Consider the following 17,903-nt stretch of genomic DNA (forward strand, 5'->3'; position numbering starts at 1 on the left):
AAGCTGATCATCGCAAGGCCTCGGCTGTCTTCTCAGACCATATGATGCCAAAGCAGGCAGGTTTTTAGAGGTGCCCTGAAGTCGCTCCCACAAGGAGCTCCGGTCGCCGCCTGGATTGCGCAGGTCGCCACTGTGGGAGCGACTTCAGTCGCGACGCAGGACGCCATCGAACGCGCCTGGCTCCTGGCGCCGGCCGGACCTTCGATCCGATGCGCGCCGCGGTAGTTTCATCGGTCCGGTCGCGGCTGAAGCCGCTCCTACAGAAGCGCGCATCTCCCCTGTAGGAGCGGCTTCAGCCGCGACAGACACCCAACGCAAAACGGCCGGCATCGCTGCCGGCCGCCTCTCCAATCCCGAATCCCTGCTCTTCCAATCTCGAATCCCGAATCCCCAATCCCGGCTGTTCCTACAGCTCGATGCAATCGAACTTCACGTCCGGATCGACCTCGGCGTCGTAGTCCACGTCCTTGCGCTCGAAGCCGAACAGCTTGAGGAATTCGTGCTTGTAGCCGGCGTAGTCGGTGAGCTGGAACAGGTTCTCGGTGGTGACCTGCGGCCACAGCGCCTTGCACGCGTCCTGCATGTCGTCGCGCAGTTCCCAGTCGTCCAGGCGCAGGCGGTTCTGCTCGTCGGTGGCCGGCGCCTGGCCGTCTGCGCGGTACATGCGCTCGCGGAACAGGCGGTCGAGCTGGTCGATGGTGCCTTCGTGCAGGCCCTTTTCCTTCATGATCTTGTAGACCATGGAGATGTACAGCGGCATCACCGGGATCGCCGCGCTGGCCTGGGTCACCACCGACTTGAGCACCGCCACGTTGGCGCTGCCGCCGCTTTGCTGCAGGCGCGCGTGCAGGCGCTGCGCGGTCTGGTCCAGGTCCACCTTGGCCTTGCCCAGCGCGCCGTGCCAGTAGATCGGCCAGGTGATCTCGGTGCCGATGTAGCTGAAGGCCACGCTGCGCGCGCCCGGCGCGAGCACGCCGGCGGCGGCCAGCGCGTCGATCCACAGTTCCCAGTCCTGGCCGCCCATCACGGTGACGGTGTCTTCGATCTCCTGCTCGGTGGCCGGCTCGATCGAGGCCTCGATGATCGCGTCCTTGTTGGTGTCGATCGCGGTGGCGGTGTAGGTCTGGCCGATCGGCTTGAGCGCCGAGCGCTTCACTTCGCCCGTGCCGGGCAGCTTGCGCACCGGCGAGGCCAGCGAATACACGACGAGATCGACCTGGCCACCCATCTCGGTCTTGATCAGTTCGATCACCTGCGCGCGCGCTTCGTCGGAGAACGCGTCGCCGTTGATCGACTTGCTGTACAGGCCCTGCGCCTTGGCAAATTTGTCGAACGCGGCGGAGTTGTACCAGCCGGCGGTGCCGGCCTTCTTGTCGCTGCCCGGCTTTTCGAAGAACACGCCCAGCGTGTCGGCGCCGAAGCCGAACGCGGCAGTGATGCGCGAGGCCAGGCCGTAGCCGCTGGAGGCGCCGATCACCAGCACCTTCTTTGGCCCATCGCTGCGCACGCCGCGCGCACGCGTGGCCTCGATCTGTTCGAGCACGTTGCGCTCGCAGCCGAGCGGATGCGTGGTGGTGCAGATGAAACCGCGAACTTTCGGGTGGATGATCAACGTGGTGTCCTCTCGGCAAGATGCCCCGCGGCATCTTAATGTCTGCGCGGCGCGCGCAGAAGGGCCGGGTGCAGCAGACGGCATGGTATGGACATGGCGCGGCATGCGGCGGCTGTCCTAGTGCGGATCTGTGAGGCGGGGCGCTGGACTGGCACGGCCGATCGGTGGAACGTGTTCCTGGCATGCGCTTTGGCTGCAGCCGTTGCGGGTCTGCGCGTCGCGACTGAAGTCGCTCCCACAAGGGGCGACGTTCGCTGCCGGAATACCGCAGCCCTCGGCTTCATTGTGGGAGCGACTTCAGTCGCGACTGCATCCGCCGCCGGTCTCGCGACACGCGTGCCGTATCCGCCCGCTCAGATGATCCGCAGCGTGATCGCCTTGAGCACCGCGCGCGTGCGGTCGCGGGTGCCGAGCTTGTCCAGGATCGTGGAGACGTAGTTCTTCACCGTGCCCTCGGCCAGGAACAGGCTGCGTGCGATCTCCTTGTTCGAATAGCCGCCGGCGAGCAGGCGCAGGATCGCCACTTCGCGTTCGTTGAAGGTGTCGCGCGGCGCGTCCTCGTCGCGGTAGCGGTAGCGCGCGCGGACCGGGTCGGTGCTGACCGGCTGCAGCAGGGTCTCGCCCGCGGCCACGCGCACGATCGCATCGCGCAGGTCCTCCGGTGCGGCGTCCTTGAGCAGGAAGCCCTGCGCGCCAGCGTCGGTGGCGCGCAGCAGCAGGTCGGCGTCGTCGAAGGTGGTCAGCAGCAGCACCGGGGTGGCGTCGCCGCGCGCGCGCAGCCGTTGCAGCGCCTGGATGCCGTCCAGCCCGGGCATGCGGATGTCGCTGAGCACCACGTCCACCGGCGTGGCCGCCAGCGCGGCCAGCAGCGCTTCGCCGTCGTCGGCCTCGCAGGCCACGACGATGCCCTGGGTCTGCAGCAATGCGCGCAGGCCGGCGCGCACCAGGATCTGGTCGTCGGCCAGGGCGATGCGCAAGGCGCTCACAGCGGCAGCCGCGCGGTCAGTTGCATGCCGCCCAGCGGCGTGCGGCCCAGCTCGAGCCGGCCGCGCAACGCGGTCAGGCGCTCGCGCATGCCGGCGATGCCGTTGCCTTCCTGGATACGCTCGGCACGGCGGCCGTCGTCCTCGATGTCCACGCGCAATTGCCCATCCTCATGATGCAGACGTATCTGTACCTCATCGGCATCGGCATGCCGGGCGGCGTTGGTCAGCGCTTCCTGCACCAGCCGCAGCAGGGTCTCGGCCAGCTGCGGATCGGTGATGCGCACGTCCGGTGCGATCTGCAGCCGCAATTGCGGCCGCGGGAACGGCGCGGCCAGCGCGCGCAGCGCGGTCTCCAGGTCCAGGCCGCGGTCGTCGCGCAGCGACTGCACCACGTTGCGGATATCGGCCAGCAGCTCGCCGGACAGGCGCTCGACCACGCCGAGTTCCTCGCGCCGCGCCAGGTCCGGATCGGCCAGCAGCAGGCGCAGGTTGATCCGCATCGCGGTCAGCTTGTGCCCGGCCACGTCGTGCAGCTCGCGCGCCAGGCGCAGGCGTTCGGCATCGCGGGCGCTGTCGGCCAGCAGCGCGCGCGTGGCCAGCAGGTCGGCGTTGACCCGGGCCAGCGCTTCGCGGGCGAGTTCGGTGGTGCGGGCGTAGTGCGCGGTCAGCGCGGCGAAGGCGTGGAAGCCGGCGTAGATCAGGGTCACCGCCAGCGCACGCCGGAATCCGGCCGCGTGCAGCACCAGGAACGTACCGAGGTTGACCAGCAGCACCATCAGCAGCACCCGACGCGGCTCCCACACCAACGCCACGCGCGCGACCACAACCACCAGCAATACCGGCGCGGTGCCGGCGCGCGGTTCCATCCACACCAGGGCCAGCGCAGCACCTGCCTGCAGCCAGACGAGGACGTCGCGCAGGCGCGGTGGCGACAGGACGGTCCCGCTCAACAGCAGCGGCAGGGCGAACACCCCGATCGCGGTCCAGCGCCAGGCGGCCGGCGCCTGCGGCTCCAGCTGGAACGACCACAGGACGGTCGCCACGGTAACCAGCGCCGCCAGGCGCTTGGGTTCGAGGAGCTCGCGCAGGAAACCGTTCATGCCGCGCATGCTGACCGCGCGCCGCCTGGCCGGCAATGGGGCCAGCGCAGAAAGTGACTTCCGGCATGTCGGATCGATGACCAGCGGCTGCTGTCGGCAGCGGCGCGGACGGCCAGACTTGAACGACCACCGCATGGACGCTGCCATGACCCGCCCCAACCCGCCTTCCCCGATGCCGATGCGCTATCTGCTGGGCCTGTTGCTCGGCCTGCCGCTGGGCTCCACCTTGCTGTCGCTGCTTTTGCTCGCCCGACCCGTGGTCCTGGCGCATGGCCTGGATTTCCAGAGCTTGTTCTGGATCCTGGTGACGCTCTGGTATGCCGTGCAGCTCCTGCTGCTTCGCTGCGTGTTGCGTGCCAGCGGCTGGCACTGGCGCGATCTTGGCTATGGGTTCGGCCGGCGGGGCAGCGTTGCCCTGATCGGCGGCTACGTGCTGTTCGCGCTGTGCCTGGTGGCAACGGTCGAATTCGCGCTCCGGCTCACCGGCGCAGTCGATCCGGCCAAGCTTTCCGACCTAGCCAACCTGGCGCCGCAGAGCACCGCCAGCCGCATGGTGTTCATCTGCATGGCGTTGCTCGGCGGCCTGTGCGAGGAACTCGTCTACCGCGGCTTCGCACTGCAGGCGCTGCGCAGCCGGGGACTGGGTGCCTGGGTTTCCAGCGGCGTGGCCACGTTGGCCTTCGTGTTCCAGCACGGGCTCAAGTCGATCGACCAGTTCTGGTGGTTTTTCCTATGGGGCCTGGCACTGTGCCTGCAGTTCATCGTCAGTGGCCGCCTATGGCCCAACATCGTCGTTCACTGGCTGCTGATCCTATCCGCCGTGCTGGCCGTCCTTCAGCATTCTTCCTGATCCATCCATCCACGGAGTCATGCCATGCATCTTCCCGATACGCTATTCATCGCGCTCAATCTGGCCTGGGGCGTCTACGAGATGCTGCTCAGCCACCGCCGCCGCGCGGCCGATGGCGGCGCGCGCGATCAGGGCACGCTGCAGCTGCTGTGGCGCGTGCTGTACGTGGCGGTGGCGCTGGGCGTGCTGCTGGCCTTCGTCGGCGTGTGGCGCTATGCGCCGGCGCTGCAGGAGCCGGCGCGCTGGCTGGGCTGCGCGCTGCTGGCCGGCGGCCTGGCGCTGCGGCTGTGGGCGATCCGGGTGCTGGCGCGCTGGTTCACGGTGGACGTGACCATCCAGGACGACCATCGGCTGATCCGCCATGGGCCGTACCGCTATCTGCGCCACCCTTCCTACACCGGCGCGCTGCTGGCGTTCTATGGACTGGCGGTCGGCCTGGGCAACGTGCTGTCGCTGCTGGTGATCGTGCTGCCGGTGACCTGGGCGTTCCTGCGCCGCATCCGCGTGGAGGAAGCCGCGCTGACCCAGGCGTTCCCGCGCGAGTACCCCGACTACGCCGCGCACAGCTGGCGGCTGCTGCCGTTCGTCTGGTGAGGGACGGCCGATGGGCGCGCTCGACCTGATCCTCGCCGTCCTCCACCACCTCGCGTTCCTGCTGCTGACCGCCGCGCTGGTGGTCGAGTGGACGCTGCTGCGCGAACCGCCGCACGCGCTGCGGCTGGCGCGGCTGCTGCGCGCGGACGCCGCGTACGGGGCGGCGGCGCTGCTGATCCTGGTCGTCGGCGGCCTGCGCGTGCACTACGCACTCAAGGGCCAGGACTACTACCTGCACAACCCGTGGTTCTGGGCCAAGCTGGGCGTGTTCGCGGCGATCGGGCTGCTGTCGCTGCTGCCCACGCTGCGGCTGCTGCGCTGGCGCCGCCAGGCCCGCCTGCAGCCGGGGTTCGTGCCGCCGCCGGTGCAGGTGGCCGCGCTGCATCGCATCGTCAGCGCCGAACTGGCGCTGCTGGCGCTGCTGTTCGTGCTGGCCGCGACGATGGCGCGTTACGGCATGCTGTGATTGGTATGACCAAATTTTGAGGCAAAGTCCCTTCCGCAGTTGACTTTGCGGAATGCGCGGCGATCTAATGGCTGCCCCGGTACGCCATCGGCAGTTATTGGTATGACCAATCCATCAGCGCCCGCGACGACAGGCGGGACGACCCCGCCAGCGGCAAGTCGCGGCTCGCGCGATGCGGCGCCGCCGGATGCTGAGTCGGCTCCCGGCGGCGCCCGCCTCAGCGATCGCGTTGCCGCGCAGCTGCGGGCGCTGATCGCAGAACGCGGGCTGCAGCCCGAGCAACGCCTGCCGGCCGAACGTACGCTGGCGCTGGAACTGGGCGTGTCGCGCACCGCGTTGCGCGAGGCGATCGCCCAGCTCGCCAGCCAGGGCCTGCTGCGCGCCCGCGCCGGCGGCGGCACCTACGTGCAGCGCCCGCACACCCCCGAAGAGCGGGTGGTGGCGCCGCTGCAACCGTTCCTGCCGCTGTTGCAGGGCGACCCGGAATATCGCTTCGACGTGCTGGAGACCCGCCACGCGCTGGAAGGCGCCACCGCCTGGCATGCCGCGCTGCGCGCCACCGACGCCGACCGCGCGCGCCTCGCCGCTGCGTTCGAGGCGATGCTGCAGGCGCATGCGCAGGGCGATGCGGCCGCCGAGGCGCGCGCCGATGCCGACTTCCACCTGGCCATCGCCGAGGCCGCGCACAACCGCGTGCTGCTGCAGGTGATGCGCGGGCTGTTCGATTTGCTGCAGACCAACATCTCGCAGAGCCGGCACAAGCTCTTCCAGTCGCCGCGCACCTTCGCCCCGCTGCTGGCGCAGCACCGCGCGCTGCGCGACGCGATCCTGGCCGGCGAGCCGGAACAGGCGCGCGACGCCGCACACGCGCACCTGGCCTTCGTGCACACCTCGCTGCGCAGCCTCGACGAAGACGACGCGCGCCGCGCGCGCGCCTCGCGTCTCCCCTCCTCTCCCGACGACCCGCGCCGATGATCATTTCCGCCGCTTCCGATTACCGTGCCGCCGCCGAAGCGCGGCTGCCGCCGTTCCTGTTCCACTACATCGACGGCGGCGCCTACGCCGAGCACACGCTGCGGCGCAACGTCGCCGACCTGGCCGACATCGCACTGCGCCAGCGGGTGCTGCGCGACATGGCCGCGCTGAGCCTGGAGACCGAGCTGTTCGGCGAGCGCCTGGCGCTGCCGCTGGCGCTGGCCCCGGTCGGGCTGACCGGCATGTACGCGCGCCGCGGCGAGGTGCAGGCCGCGCGCGCGGCGGCGGCCAAGGGCGTGCCGTTCACCCTGTCCACGGTGTCGGTGTGCCCGATCGAGGAAGTGGCGCCAGCGATCGACCGGCCGATGTGGTTCCAGCTGTACGTGCTCAAGGACCGCGGCTTCATGCGCAACGCGCTGGAGCGGGCCAAGGCCGCCGGCGTGACCACGCTGGTGTTCACCGTGGACATGCCCACGCCCGGCGCGCGCTACCGCGATGCGCATTCGGGCATGAGCGGGCCACACGCGCCGCTGCGGCGCATGCTGCAGGCCGCGACCCATCCGCGCTGGGCCTGGGACGTGGGCCTGCTGGGGCGGCCGCACGACCTGGGCAACATCTCCGCCTACCGCGGCAGCCCGACCGGGCTGGCCGACTACATCGGCTGGCTCGGCGCGAACTTCGACCCGTCGATTTCGTGGAAGGACCTGGAATGGATCCGCGAGTTCTGGACCGGGCCGATGGTCATCAAGGGCATCCTCGACCCCGACGATGCGCGCGACGCGGTGCGCTTCGGCGCCGACGGCATCGTGGTCTCCAACCATGGCGGGCGCCAGCTCGACGGCGTGCTGTCCAGCGCGCGCGCGCTGCCGGCGATCGCCGATGCGGTGAAGGGCGAGCTGAAGATCCTGGCCGACTCCGGCATCCGCAGCGGGCTGGACGTGGTGCGCATGCTGGCGCTGGGCGCCGACGCGGTGCTGCTCGGCCGCGCCTTCGTCTACGCGCTGGCCGCGGCCGGCCAGGCCGGGGTGGAGAACCTGCTGACCCTGGTGGAGAAGGAGATGCGGGTGGCGATGACGCTGACCGGCGCCAAGTCCATCGGCGCGATTTCGCGCGACTCGCTGGCGCGGGTCACCCGCGAAAGCGCCGTGTCGCCGTAGCACCGATGTCCGACACGCGCGTCCCGGTGGCCGAAGCAGGCCTGCTGCGCCAGCTGCGCGACGCGGTGGGCCGCCGCCACGTGCTGGTCGGCGACCGCGCGACGCGGCGCTTCCGCAAGGGCTACCGCTTCGGCGAGGGCCGGGTGCTGGCGGTGGCGCAGCCGGGCACGCTGCTGGAACTGTGGCGGGTGCTGCAGGCGGTGGTCGCCGCCGGGCGCATCGTCATCGTGCAGGCCGCCAACACCGGCCTCACCGGCGGCTCCACCCCGGACGGCGACGGCTACGACCGGCAGATCGTGCTGATCAGCACGCTGCGCCTGCGTGGCGTGCAGCCGCTGCACGACGGCCGCCAGGTCGTCTGCCTGCCCGGCGCCACCCTGGATGCACTGGAACGGCAGCTGCGGCCGCTGCAGCGCGAGCCGCATTCGGTGATCGGCTCCTCGTGCATCGGCGCCTCGGTGCTGGGCGGGGTGTGCAACAACTCCGGCGGCGCGCTGGTGCGGCGCGGCCCGGCCTATACCCAGCTGGCGCTGTTCGCGCAGCTCGGTGCGGACGGCCAATTGCGCCTGGTGAACCATCTCGGCATCGCGCTGGGCGACACGCCCGAGCAGATCCTGGCCCGGCTGCAGGCGGGCGACTACGGCACCGCCGACATCCACGACGACCCTGCCCTCGCCGCCTCCGACCCGGACTACGCCGCGCACGTGCGCGACGTGGACGCGGACACGCCGGCCCGCTTCAACGCCGACCCGGCGCGGCACTACGAGGCCTCCGGCTCGGCCGGGCGGCTGTGCGTGTTCGCGGTGCGGCTGGACACGTTCCCGCGCGAGGACAGTACGGTCTTCTACATCGGCAGCAACGCCACCGACGACCTGACCGCGCTGCGCCGCGGCCTGCTCACCGCCTTCGCGCAACCGCCGATCAGCGGCGAATACCTGCACCGCAACGCGTTCGACATCGGCGCGCGCTACGGCAAGGACACCTTCCTGCTGATCGACCGCTTCGGCACCGATGCGGTGCCCAAGGCGTTCGCGCTGAAGAGCCGCGTGGACGGCTGGTGCGAGGCGCTGGGCCTGCCTGGGCTGGCCGATCACGCATTGCAGGCGCTGACCGACCGGCTGCCCGAACACCTGCCGCCGCGCCTGCGCGCCTACCGCGACCGCTTCGAGCACCACCTGCTGCTGCGCGTGTCCGCGCAGGACGCCGCCGCGACCGACGCCTTCCTCGCCGGCCACTTCGCCGGCAGCGAAAGCGGCGCCTATTTCCGCTGCGACGCCGACGAGGGCCGCAAGGCGTTCCTGCACCGCTTCGCCGTGGCCGGCGCGGCGGTGCGCTATCGGCAGGTGCACCGCGACACGGTCGAGGACATCGTGGCGCTGGACGTGGCACTGCGCCGCAACGACCGCCAGTGGCAGGAGACGCTGCCGCCGGAACTGGAGGATGCGCTGCTGGGCAAGCTCTACTACGGCCATTTCTTCTGCCACGTGTTCCACCAGGACTACCTGGTGCGCAAGGGCCACGATCCGCTGGCGATCGAGCATGCGATGTGGGCGCTGCTGGACCGGCGCGGTGCCGAATATCCGGCCGAGCACAACGTCGGCCATCTATACCGCGCCAAGCCGGCGCTGGCGGCGTTCTACCGCGCGCTGGACCCGACCAACAGCTTCAACCCCGGGATCGGGCACACGCCGAAGGGCAGGCATTGGCGGGCGTGCGATGGCGGGCATGAGGAAGCGGAGGCGCGGTGAGCGCGCGCGTCATGCAAAGCGTTGGCGCAGTTCGCCGCGGATGGGGTTGCGGTGTCGGCATGGAGTGGCTTGTACCGGCGTTGAGATGCGGCCTCCGTTCGTCGCGACTGAAGTCGCTCCTACAGTGGAGACGCGAGGACCAACCCGTCCGTAGCAAGCGGCGCTCCCTGTAGGAGCGACTTCAGTCGCGACGGCATCCGCAGCCGGGAAGACGAAGCTGCCGCAATCGGTAGCGACCGTACCTGACATCGGCAGCGGGCATCGCCGCCGTCTCCGTGTCGACGTTTCACGATCGGTGACCAACATGACCCGTTGTGGCTCCTGCCGGGGTTGCCATGCGCAGGCAGCCGCACGGCGATCCGCCCGATCGCCGTTTCACGTCCCCGGCAATCGCTGCCGCAGCTTGTCCATCTCCTTCCACGGATGCTCGCGCAGCCGCGCGGCGCGCTGCAACGCCTTGGCCAGCGGGAACGCCTGCGGCGAGGCGATCCGCGCCAGTTCTTCCCAGCGCAGCGGCACCGCCACCGTGGCGTGCTCGCGCGCGCGCAGCGACCACGAACACACGCTGGTGTTGCCGCGGCCGTTGCGCAGCCAGTCGACGAAGATCACCCCGGTGCGCTTGGCCTTGCTCATCGTGGCCACGTAGCGGTCGGGCGCGGACGCGGTCAGCGCCTGGGCGAAGGCTTCGCAGAAATCGCGCGCCTGCTCCCAGTCCGCGCCGGGCACGATCGGCACCACCACGTGCAGGCCCTTGCCGCCGGACAGGCGCACGAAGCTTTCCAACCCGGTCTCGCGCAGGCGGGTGCGGATCTCGCGCGCGGCGGCCTTGATCTGCGCCCAGCTCACGCCCTCGCCCGGATCCAGGTCGAACACCAGCCGGTCGGGGTGCTCGGGATCGTCCACGGTCGACCCCCAGGGATGCAGCTCCAGGGTGTTCATCTGCACCAGTTCCAGCAGGCCGGCGAGATCGTCGATGTACAGGTAGTCCTCGGTGCCGCTCTTCTGCTTCAGCGCGATCGCATGCACATGCTGGCCGAGCGCGCGGTTGTTGTGCTTCTGGAAAAAGCATTCGCCGCCGGCGCCATCGGGGCAGCGCAGCAACGACAGCGGGCGCCCGGCGACTTCCTGCAGCAACCATGGCGCAATGGCGCGGTAGTAGTCGGCGACCTCGCCCTTGCTGATGCCGGCGCCCGGATACACCACGCGCTCGGGATGGGTGATGACAACCGCCGCGGCCGCGGCATCGGCGCTGGCGGAAGAAGCGGCTTTCTGCGCCGCGGTGCTTGCGCGCGGCGCGGACTTGGCGGCCGCCGGTTTGCGCTTGGCGGCGCCGTCTTTTGCGGCATCGCCGGCCGACGCGCCGCGTTTCGCCGGCTTGGCCGATCCGCGCGCGGCCGGCGCGGTCTTCTTTGCCGATGCCGCAGCGCGCGCCGCCACGGCATGACTGCCGTGGCCTGCCGCCGGTGGCGGTGGTGGCGCACGATCGCCGCCGAGATCCTGCAGCGGCTTGTCCTCGCGCAGGCGCTTGAACGCGGCCTGGCGCAACAGGCCTTCCTTGGCCCAGCCGCGGAAGGCGACTTCGGCTACCAGCTGCGGCCGCACCCAGTGCACGCTGCGCCGCGGGAACGGCACATGCGCAGGAAGATCCACCACCTCCTGCGCGCTGTGCAACGCCTGCAGCTGCGCAAGCAGCCGCCGCAGGCCAGCCTCGTCGAAGCCGGTACCGACACGGCCGACATAGCGCAACCCGCCATCGCTGCGCTGCGCCAGCAGCAGCGAGCCGAAGCCGTTGCGCGCGCCCTTGGGATCGGTGTAACCGACGATGACGAAATCGTCGCTGCTCTCGTGCTTGGTCTTGACCCAGTCGCCGCCGCGGCCGCCGTGATGGCGCGCGTCCACGCGCTTGCTGACCACGCCTTCGTAGCCCTTCGCGGCCGCCGCGGCGAACACCTCCGGGCCATGGCCGAGCACGTGATCGCTATACGCCAGCACCCCGGGCGCATCGCCCAGCAGCGCGCGCAGCAGTTCCTTGCGCTGCAGCAGCGGCACGTCGCGCAGGTCCACGCCGGCCACGCCGAGCAGGTCGAACACCAGGTAGCGCAGCGGCTGCTTGGAGCTGCCCTCGATGACCCGTTGCAGCGCGGAGAAATCACTGCGGCCGTCGGCATCGAGCACGACCAGCTCGCCGTCCAGCCGCGCTTCGCCGACCGGCAAGGCCTGCACCGCGTGGGCGACCTCGGGGAAGGTCTCGGTCCAGGCCTGGTCGTTGCGCGAGCGCAGCGTCGCCTGGCCGGCGTCGAGATCGGCAAGCAGGCGATAGCCGTCCCACTTGATTTCGTGCAGCCACTGCGCGCCGTCGGGCGCGCGCTCGCGCAGGGTGGTCAGCTGTGCGCGCTCGCCTGGCGGACACGGACGCTCGTGCGCGCCCTCCAGCGCCAGCGCGCGCTTGCGCCAGGCCGCGTCGCTGCGCCGCGGTCGCGCTGCGGGTGTTGCGGCCGACGCTTGGCCGCGCGTGGGTTTTGCCTTGCTGGCCGCGCCGGCCTTGCTGACTTTAGTGACTTTAGTGACTTTAGTGACTTTGGTGACTTTGGTGACTTTGGTCGCCTTGGCGGCACGCTTCGCAGACGCCGCAGGCGAATCCTGCAGCAGGTCGTCGGCCTCGCGATCGGCGGCGAAGGCATCGTCGCGCTTGATCAGCAGCCACTGCGGCTGCTTGCCGCGCAACGCGGTGCGCACCAGTTTCCAGTTGCCGTTGAGGCGCTCGCCGTGCAGCACGAAATCCAGCTTGCCGGCGGCGATCGCGGCCAGCGGCTCGCCGTCGCACGACCAGGTGCCGTGGTCGAACACATCGACATGGCCGGCACCGTAATGGCCCTCGGGAATATCGCCGGCGAAACCGGCATAGGACAGCGGATGGTCTTCCACCTGCACCGCCAGCCGCTTTTCGCCGACCCGCAATGACGGGCCCTTCGGCACCGCCCAACTCTTCAGCACGCCATCAGCTTCCAGGCGGAAATCGTAGTGGCGCGAGCTGGCGTGGTGCAGCTGCACGACGAAGATCGGCCGCCGCGACGGCGTCGCGACGCTGTCGTCAGCCGGTTCCGGCGTCGCGCCGAAGCGGCGTTTGCGGGCGTACTCGCGCAGCGTCATCGCGCCCTACCCCGCCTTGCGCCGCGCCGGCGCCTTGCGTGCGGCCGCCTTCTTCGCCGGCTTGGCCTTGCTTGCCGATTTCACGCCAGGCTTGGCCGCCTTCTTCGCCGCTTTCTTGGCCGGCGTTTTCGCGGTCTTGCGCACCGGCACGGACGCCTCCGCCTTCTTCGCCGGGGTGCGGCGCTTGGCGTCCAGACTCTTCTGCAGCAGCGACATGAAATCGACCACGTTGGTGGCGGCATCCTCGCGCTGCGGCGCGTCGGCGTCGTCCTCCACCTGCGCGGTGCCCTCCTGCGCCTTGATCCGTTTCTGGATCACCGCCTGCAGGCGCTCGCGGAATTCGTCGTGATAGGACCCCGGGTCCCACTTCCCCGACATCGAGCCGATCAGCTGCGTGGCCATCTCGGTTTCCTTGGCGCTGATCCGGTAGTCGGCGGCCTTGCCGCTGGGCAGGGTGTAGTCCTCCAGGTCGACCAGCTCCTGCGGATAGCGCAGCAGGATCAACACCAGCGCGTCTTCCTGCGGCAGCACCGCCGACAGGTATTCGCGGGTGCGGATCACCACCCGCGCGATGCCGACCTTGCCGGTGGCGCGCAGCGTCTCGCGCAGCAGCACGTAGCCCTTCTCCGCCTTCTTGCCCGGCACCAGCACGTAGGGCTTCTCGAAGTAGCGCAGGTCGATGTCGGCGGCGTCGACGAAGGCTTCGACCTCCACCGTCTCGTGGCTTTCCGGCGCGGCCGAGGCGATGTCCTTCTGCTCGACCACCACGTAGTTGCCCTTGCTGTACTCGAAGGCCTTGACGATGTCCTTCCACGGCACCTCTTCGCCGGTGTCGGCATTGACCCGCTCGAAGCGGATCGGGCGCTTGTCGCGCGCATCGAGCATGCGGAAGTGCAGGTCGACGCGGCGTTCGCCGGACATCAGCGCGACCGGCACGTTGAGCAGGCCGAAGGACAGGGTGCCGGTCCAGATCGGGCGCGCCATCAGTGCGCCTCCATGCGCAGCGCCGGCGCCGGCAGATGATCCAGCGCCTGCCACGCATCCTCGATCACCGGCCGCGCCTGGCGCCAGTCCAGCTGCGATTCGCCGCGGACCTGCTCCCAGTGCGCGGCCAGGTCGCCGTCGGTGTCGGCCATCGGCGCGCGCGGCCAGCCGCCGGCGTGGGTGCGCAGCGCGAAGGCATAGGCCGGGCACAGGTCGCGCCACGGGGTGCCGTCACGGTCGCGGCGCTGGCGATAGTCGGCCAGGCTGTAGTGGCGGTAGTCCGCTGCGTCGTGCGGACGCGGACCTGCCGCGTCGGCGCCGTGCGGCGGCGCGGCCGGCAACGGATCCAGGTGGGCATTGAACAACGGCGGTTCGGGGCGGGCGCTGGGGCGCATGGCGGAAGCTCCGGGCGGCATCGGCGGCATGGGGAGGGGCAGCAGTAGCGCCGGCGCCGTTAGGCGTTCGTGACAATCATGTGGACGCGGTGCGATTCGCAGGGGTTTCACCGGGAACGCACTGCACTGGGCGCAGCGTTGCCCTACCCCACAGGAGGAATCGGCCATGTCCACACCCACCGACCCGCTGCGTCGCAGCGACCCCGTCCCCGGCGAACAACGCGGCAAGCGCGACGGTCAGGACCGCGAGGATCGCGGCGCCGGCGACCGCCCGCAGACCATCGTCGAACACGAGCCGCGCACCGGCGCGGACCGCCATGCGCCCGACGCCGACGCGGCCGATAGCGCCAACGAGGAACACGCCCACAAGCGCCATGCCGACGCCAATCAGGACGAGGCGCTGGAAGAGACCTTCCCGGCCAGCGATCCGGTGTCGCCATTCGTGCCGTCCAAGGCGCCATAGGCCCGTAGGCCATCGCCCCCCTGTAGGAGCGGCTTCAGCCGCGACAGGCTGCATGAATCGACAGATCCTGTCGCGGCTGAAGCCGCTCCTACAGTCCTTCGGCAGCTCCCGCCGTCAACGAATCCCCAATCCCCAATCCCCGCTCCTCACACCTTCCCCGCCGCCTGCAACGCCGCATACTCCGCGTCGCCGAACAGCCGCGAGCGCACCAGGAAGCGCACGCCCTCGCCGTTCTCCAGCGAGAACATGCCGCCGCGCCCCGGCACCACGTCGATGATCAGCTGGGTGTGCTTCCAGTATTCGAACTGCGAGGCGCTGATATAGAACGGCGCGCCGCCGATCTCGCCCAGTTGCACGTCGCGGTCGCCGACGATGAAATCGTCCTGCGGATAGCACATCGGCGAGGACCCGTCGCAACAGCCGCCGGACTGATGAAACAGCAACGGGCCATGCCGCGCGCGCAGCGTGTCGATCAGCTGCAGCGCCGGCAACGTCGCCAGCACCTGCAGCGGCACGCCGGAGGCAGGCGTGGCGGCGTCCATCAGGCCGCCATGTCCAGCACGATGCGGCCTTCGATCTGGCCGGCGCGCATGCGTGCGAACACCTCGTTGATGTTCTCCAGCGTGGCGGTGGCCACGGTCGCGGCGACCTTGCCCTGCTCGGCGAAGTCCAGCGATTCCTGCAGGTCCAGGCGCGTGCCGACGATGGAGCCGCGCACCGTCACGCCATTGAGCACCATGCCGAAGATGTCCAGCGGGAACTGGCCCGGCGGCAGCCCGTTCAGCGACACCGTGCCGCCGCGGCGGACCATGCCGATCGCCTGCTCGAACGCCTTCGGCGACACCGCGGTCACCAGCGCGCCGTGCGCGCCGCCGATCTCCTTCTTCAGGTAGGCCACCGGGTCGGTGGTCAGCGCATTCACCGTCACCGTGGCGCCCAGGCGCCTGGCCAGCGCCAGCTTGGCGTCGTCCACATCCACCGCGGCCACGTTCAGGCCCATCGCCTTGGCGTATTGCACGGCCATGTGGCCGAGCCCGCCGATGCCGGAGATCACCACCCAGTTGCCGGGCTTGGTGTCGGTGACCTTCAGGCCCTTGTACACGGTGACGCCGGCGCACAGGATCGGCGCGACCTCGACGAAGCCGATGTTCTTCGGCAGATGGCCGACGTAGTCGGCGTTGGCCAGCGCGTACTCGGCGAAACCGCCGTTGACCGAGTAGCCGGAATTCTGCTGCGCCTCGCACAGCGTCTCCCAGCCGCCCAGGCAATGCTCGCAATGCCCGCAGGCCGAATACAGCCACGGGATGCCGACCCGGTCGCCTTCCTTGACGTGGCCCACGCCGGCGCCCACCGCGACCACATGGCCCACGCCCTCGTGGCCGGGAATGAACGGCGGGTTCGGCTTCACCGGCCAGTCGCCCTCGGCCGCATGCAGGTCGGTATGGCACACGCCGCAGGCTTCGATCTTGACCAGGATGTCGCCGGCCTGCGGCCGCGGCACCTCCACTTCCTCGATCGTCAGCGGCTTGCCGAATTCGCGCACCACGGCGGCTTTCATCGTCTTGTTCATGCAGCACTCCTTGGGAGAACGGGTGACAGCACCATCGCTGATCCGGCGATGGCGCGCTTTGATCCAAATCAGGAAGCGACGTCCGCTGCGGCGCCATGGCGCAACCACGGCAGGTCGAGCCGCACGCGCGCGCCGCGACCAGGGCGACAGGCAGACACACATGGCAATGGCGTGCGTCCGGCGTGAGCACGGGCGACGCGCGGGGCCACCGCTGAGCGTGGCGGCCCCGGCGACGCGGCCGGACTCAGAAGAACCCCAACGCCTTCGGCGAGTAGCTCACCAGCAGGTTCTTGGTCTGCTGGTAGTGGTCGAGCATCATCTTGTGGTTCTCGCGGCCGATGCCCGACTGCTTGTAGCCGCCGAACGCGGCGTGCGCCGGATAGGCGTGGTAGCAGTTGGTCCACACCCGCCCGGCCTGGATCGCGCGGCCCATGCGGTACAGCCGCGACGCATCGCGGCTCCACACGCCGGCGCCCAATCCGTACAGGGTGTCGTTGGCGATCGCCAGCGCCTCGGCCTCGTCCTTGAACGTGGTCACCGACACCACCGGCCCGAAAATCTCCTCCTGGAACACGCGCATCTTGTTGTGGCCCTTGAACACCGTCGGCTTGACGTAGAAGCCGCCGGCCAGCTCGCCGTCGAGGGCGTTGCGCTCGCCGCCGATCAGCACCTCGGCGCCTTCCTGCCTGCCGATGTCGATGTAGGACAGGATCTTCTCCAGCTGCTCGCTGGAGGCCTGCGCACCGACCATGGTGTTGGGATCCAGCGGATTGCCCTGCTTGATCGCGGCCACGCGCTTGAGCGCCTTCTCCATGAACTTGTCGTAGATCGATTCCTGGATCAGCGCGCGCGACGGGCAGGTGCACACCTCGCCCTGGTTGAACGCGAACAGCACGAAGCCTTCGATCGCCTTGTCCAGGAAATCGTCGTCCTCGGCCATCACGTCGGCGAAGAAGATGTTCGGCGACTTGCCGCCCAGTTCCAGCGTCACCGGGATCAGGTTCTGGCTGGCGTACTGCATGATCAGCCGGCCGGTGGTGGTCTCGCCGGTGAAGGCGATCTTGGCGATGCGCGGGCTGCTGGCCAGCGGCTTGCCCGCTTCCAGGCCGAAGCCGTTGACCACGTTGAGCACGCCCGGCGGCAGCAGGTCGCCGATCACCTCCATCAGCACCAGGATCGAGGCCGGGGTCTGCTCGGCCGGCTTCATCACCACGCAGTTGCCGGCGGCGATCGCCGGCGCCAGCTTCCAGCACGCCATCAGCAGCGGGAAGTTCCACGGGATGATCTGCCCGACCACGCCCAGCGGCTCGTGGAAGTGGTAGGCGATGGTGTCGCTGTCGATCTCGGAGATGCCGCCTTCCTGCGCGCGGATGGCGCCGGCGAAGTAGCGGAAGTGGTCGGCGCACAGCGGCACGTCGGCGTTGAGCGTCTCGCGCAGCGGCTTGCCGTTGTCCCAGGTCTCGGCATAGGCCAGCAGCTCGAGGTTCTGCTCGATGCGATCGGCGATCTTCAACAGCACGTTGCTGCGCTCGGTGGCCGAGGTCTTGCCCCAGGCGTCCTTGGCCGCGTGCGCGGCGTCGAGCGCGGCCTCGACGTCCTGCGCGTCGGAGCGCGCCACCGAGGTGAACACCTTGCCGGTGATCGGCGTGCTGTTGTCGAAGTAGCGGCCGCTCTTGGGTTCCACCCATTGCCCGCCGATGAAATTGCCGTAGCGCGACTTGAAGATGGACTGCGGATCGGTGGCATGCGGCTTGGCGGTGGTGACGGCGTTCATCGGTGTCTCCTGCGGCGGTGGGAAAGGAATGGGACATGCCCATCCAGGTAGGCGGTAACCGCAAGAGCGATGCCAGGTT

At 69.7% G+C, this 17,903-nt stretch carries 16 protein-coding genes; 7 read left to right on the forward strand and 9 right to left on the reverse strand.

The genetic code is table 11. The annotated features are described in order from the left end of the window. Positions 1-406: 406 nt before the first annotated feature. From fabV to H9658_RS19795, 3 genes are all read right to left on the reverse strand, one after another. On the reverse strand, positions 407-1,612 hold the full coding sequence (gene fabV, locus H9658_RS19785) for an enoyl-ACP reductase FabV (RefSeq protein WP_191826661.1): 1,206 nt from the start codon (positions 1,610-1,612) through the stop codon (positions 407-409). Between the two features lie 353 nt (positions 1,613-1,965). Then, on the reverse strand, positions 1,966-2,598 hold the full coding sequence (locus H9658_RS19790) for a response regulator (protein WP_191826662.1): 633 nt from the start codon (positions 2,596-2,598) through the stop codon (positions 1,966-1,968). Next, positions 2,595-3,698: a sensor histidine kinase gene (locus tag H9658_RS19795; RefSeq protein ID WP_191826663.1), complete on the reverse strand. Its 1,104-nt coding sequence runs from the start codon at positions 3,696-3,698 to the stop codon at positions 2,595-2,597. Before H9658_RS19795 ends, H9658_RS19790 begins: the two co-directional genes overlap by 4 nt. Here H9658_RS19795 and H9658_RS19800 point away from each other — a divergent pair. From H9658_RS19800 to dld, 6 genes are all read left to right on the forward strand, one after another. Beyond that, a complete protein-coding gene (locus H9658_RS19800; RefSeq protein ID WP_225210137.1) occupies positions 3,697-4,548 on the forward strand; it encodes a CPBP family intramembrane glutamic endopeptidase in 852 nt (283 codons plus the stop codon). The genes H9658_RS19795 and H9658_RS19800 overlap by 2 nt on opposite strands. A 24-nt stretch (positions 4,549-4,572) precedes the next feature. Next, positions 4,573-5,142 carry a methyltransferase family protein gene (locus tag H9658_RS19805; RefSeq protein ID WP_191826664.1) on the forward strand — a complete coding sequence of 190 codons (570 nt, stop codon included), beginning with the start codon at positions 4,573-4,575 and terminating at the stop codon, positions 5,140-5,142. 10 nt (positions 5,143-5,152) lie between these two features. Continuing rightward, positions 5,153-5,608, forward strand: a complete 456-nt coding sequence (locus H9658_RS19810) for a DUF2214 family protein (RefSeq protein WP_191826665.1) — start codon at positions 5,153-5,155, stop codon at positions 5,606-5,608. 102 nt (positions 5,609-5,710) lie between these two features. After that, a complete protein-coding gene (gene lldR, locus H9658_RS19815) occupies positions 5,711-6,583 on the forward strand; it encodes a transcriptional regulator LldR (protein WP_191826666.1) in 873 nt (290 codons plus the stop codon). Further along, complete coding sequence (gene lldD / locus H9658_RS19820; protein ID WP_191826667.1) at positions 6,580-7,740, forward strand: FMN-dependent L-lactate dehydrogenase LldD; 1,161 nt, start codon at positions 6,580-6,582, stop codon at positions 7,738-7,740. The genes lldR and lldD overlap by 4 nt, the downstream gene beginning before the upstream one ends. A gap of 5 nt (positions 7,741-7,745) precedes the next feature. Then, complete coding sequence (gene dld, locus H9658_RS19825) at positions 7,746-9,488, forward strand: D-lactate dehydrogenase (protein ID WP_191826668.1); 1,743 nt, start codon at positions 7,746-7,748, stop codon at positions 9,486-9,488. 375 nt (positions 9,489-9,863) lie between these two features. Here dld and ligD read toward each other — a convergent pair whose 3' ends face one another. From ligD to H9658_RS19840, 3 genes are read right to left on the reverse strand one after another with little or no spacing between them, the layout of a single operon-like run. Continuing rightward, on the reverse strand, positions 9,864-12,638 hold the full coding sequence (gene ligD / locus H9658_RS19830; protein WP_191826669.1) for a DNA ligase D: 2,775 nt from the start codon (positions 12,636-12,638) through the stop codon (positions 9,864-9,866). A 6-nt stretch (positions 12,639-12,644) separates the two neighbouring features. After that, positions 12,645-13,622, reverse strand: coding sequence for a non-homologous end joining protein Ku (gene ku / locus H9658_RS19835; RefSeq protein WP_191826670.1), 978 nt, complete (start codon positions 13,620-13,622; stop codon positions 12,645-12,647). Beyond that, a complete protein-coding gene (locus H9658_RS19840; RefSeq protein WP_191826671.1) occupies positions 13,622-14,017 on the reverse strand; it encodes a hypothetical protein in 396 nt (131 codons plus the stop codon). Before H9658_RS19840 ends, ku begins: the two co-directional genes overlap by 1 nt. A gap of 166 nt (positions 14,018-14,183) precedes the next feature. Between H9658_RS19840 and H9658_RS19845 the strand changes: the two genes are divergently transcribed. Further along, positions 14,184-14,480: a hypothetical protein gene (locus H9658_RS19845; protein WP_191826672.1), complete on the forward strand. Its 297-nt coding sequence runs from the start codon at positions 14,184-14,186 to the stop codon at positions 14,478-14,480. A gap of 146 nt (positions 14,481-14,626) precedes the next feature. On the opposite strand, the gene H9658_RS19850 is transcribed toward H9658_RS19845, so the two are convergent. The 3 genes from H9658_RS19850 to adh all read right to left on the reverse strand — a co-directional run bounded on the left by H9658_RS19850 (position 14,627) and on the right by adh (position 17,824). Continuing rightward, positions 14,627-15,022, reverse strand: coding sequence for a DUF779 domain-containing protein (locus H9658_RS19850; RefSeq protein WP_058363130.1), 396 nt, complete (start codon positions 15,020-15,022; stop codon positions 14,627-14,629). Next, a complete protein-coding gene (adhP, locus tag H9658_RS19855; protein WP_058363131.1) occupies positions 15,022-16,050 on the reverse strand; it encodes an alcohol dehydrogenase AdhP in 1,029 nt (342 codons plus the stop codon). The genes H9658_RS19850 and adhP overlap by 1 nt, the downstream gene beginning before the upstream one ends. Before the next feature lie 244 nt (positions 16,051-16,294). After that, positions 16,295-17,824: an aldehyde dehydrogenase gene (gene adh / locus H9658_RS19860; RefSeq protein ID WP_191826673.1), complete on the reverse strand. Its 1,530-nt coding sequence runs from the start codon at positions 17,822-17,824 to the stop codon at positions 16,295-16,297. Positions 17,825-17,903: the final 79 nt, after the last annotated feature.

Origin of the sequence: Xanthomonas bonasiae (assembly GCF_014836395.1) — a bacterium.
Classification (GTDB): domain Bacteria; phylum Pseudomonadota; class Gammaproteobacteria; order Xanthomonadales; family Xanthomonadaceae; genus Xanthomonas_A; species Xanthomonas_A bonasiae.

Bases quoted from the DNA above. Each gene is read 5' to 3' on its own strand.
- adhP (WP_058363131.1), bottom strand. From the start codon at position 16,050: ATGAACAAGACGATGAAAGCCGCCGTGGTGCGCGAATTCGGCAAGCCG.
- H9658_RS19810 (WP_191826665.1), top strand. From the start codon at position 5,153: ATGGGCGCGCTCGACCTGATCCTCGCCGTCCTCCACCACCTCGCGTTC.
- H9658_RS19805 (WP_191826664.1), top strand. From the start codon at position 4,573: ATGCATCTTCCCGATACGCTATTCATCGCGCTCAATCTGGCCTGGGGC.
- lldR (WP_191826666.1), top strand. From the start codon at position 5,711: ATGACCAATCCATCAGCGCCCGCGACGACAGGCGGGACGACCCCGCCA.
- adh (WP_191826673.1), bottom strand. From the start codon at position 17,824: ATGAACGCCGTCACCACCGCCAAGCCGCATGCCACCGATCCGCAGTCC.
- lldD (WP_191826667.1), top strand. From the start codon at position 6,580: ATGATCATTTCCGCCGCTTCCGATTACCGTGCCGCCGCCGAAGCGCGG.
- H9658_RS19840 (WP_191826671.1), bottom strand. From the start codon at position 14,017: ATGCGCCCCAGCGCCCGCCCCGAACCGCCGTTGTTCAATGCCCACCTG.
- H9658_RS19845 (WP_191826672.1), top strand. From the start codon at position 14,184: ATGTCCACACCCACCGACCCGCTGCGTCGCAGCGACCCCGTCCCCGGC.
- H9658_RS19800 (WP_225210137.1), top strand. From the start codon at position 3,697: ATGCCGCGCATGCTGACCGCGCGCCGCCTGGCCGGCAATGGGGCCAGC.
- H9658_RS19850 (WP_058363130.1), bottom strand. From the start codon at position 15,022: ATGGACGCCGCCACGCCTGCCTCCGGCGTGCCGCTGCAGGTGCTGGCG.
- ku (WP_191826670.1), bottom strand. From the start codon at position 13,622: ATGGCGCGCCCGATCTGGACCGGCACCCTGTCCTTCGGCCTGCTCAAC.
- H9658_RS19795 (WP_191826663.1), bottom strand. From the start codon at position 3,698: ATGAACGGTTTCCTGCGCGAGCTCCTCGAACCCAAGCGCCTGGCGGCG.
- dld (WP_191826668.1), top strand. From the start codon at position 7,746: ATGTCCGACACGCGCGTCCCGGTGGCCGAAGCAGGCCTGCTGCGCCAG.
- ligD (WP_191826669.1), bottom strand. From the start codon at position 12,638: ATGACGCTGCGCGAGTACGCCCGCAAACGCCGCTTCGGCGCGACGCCG.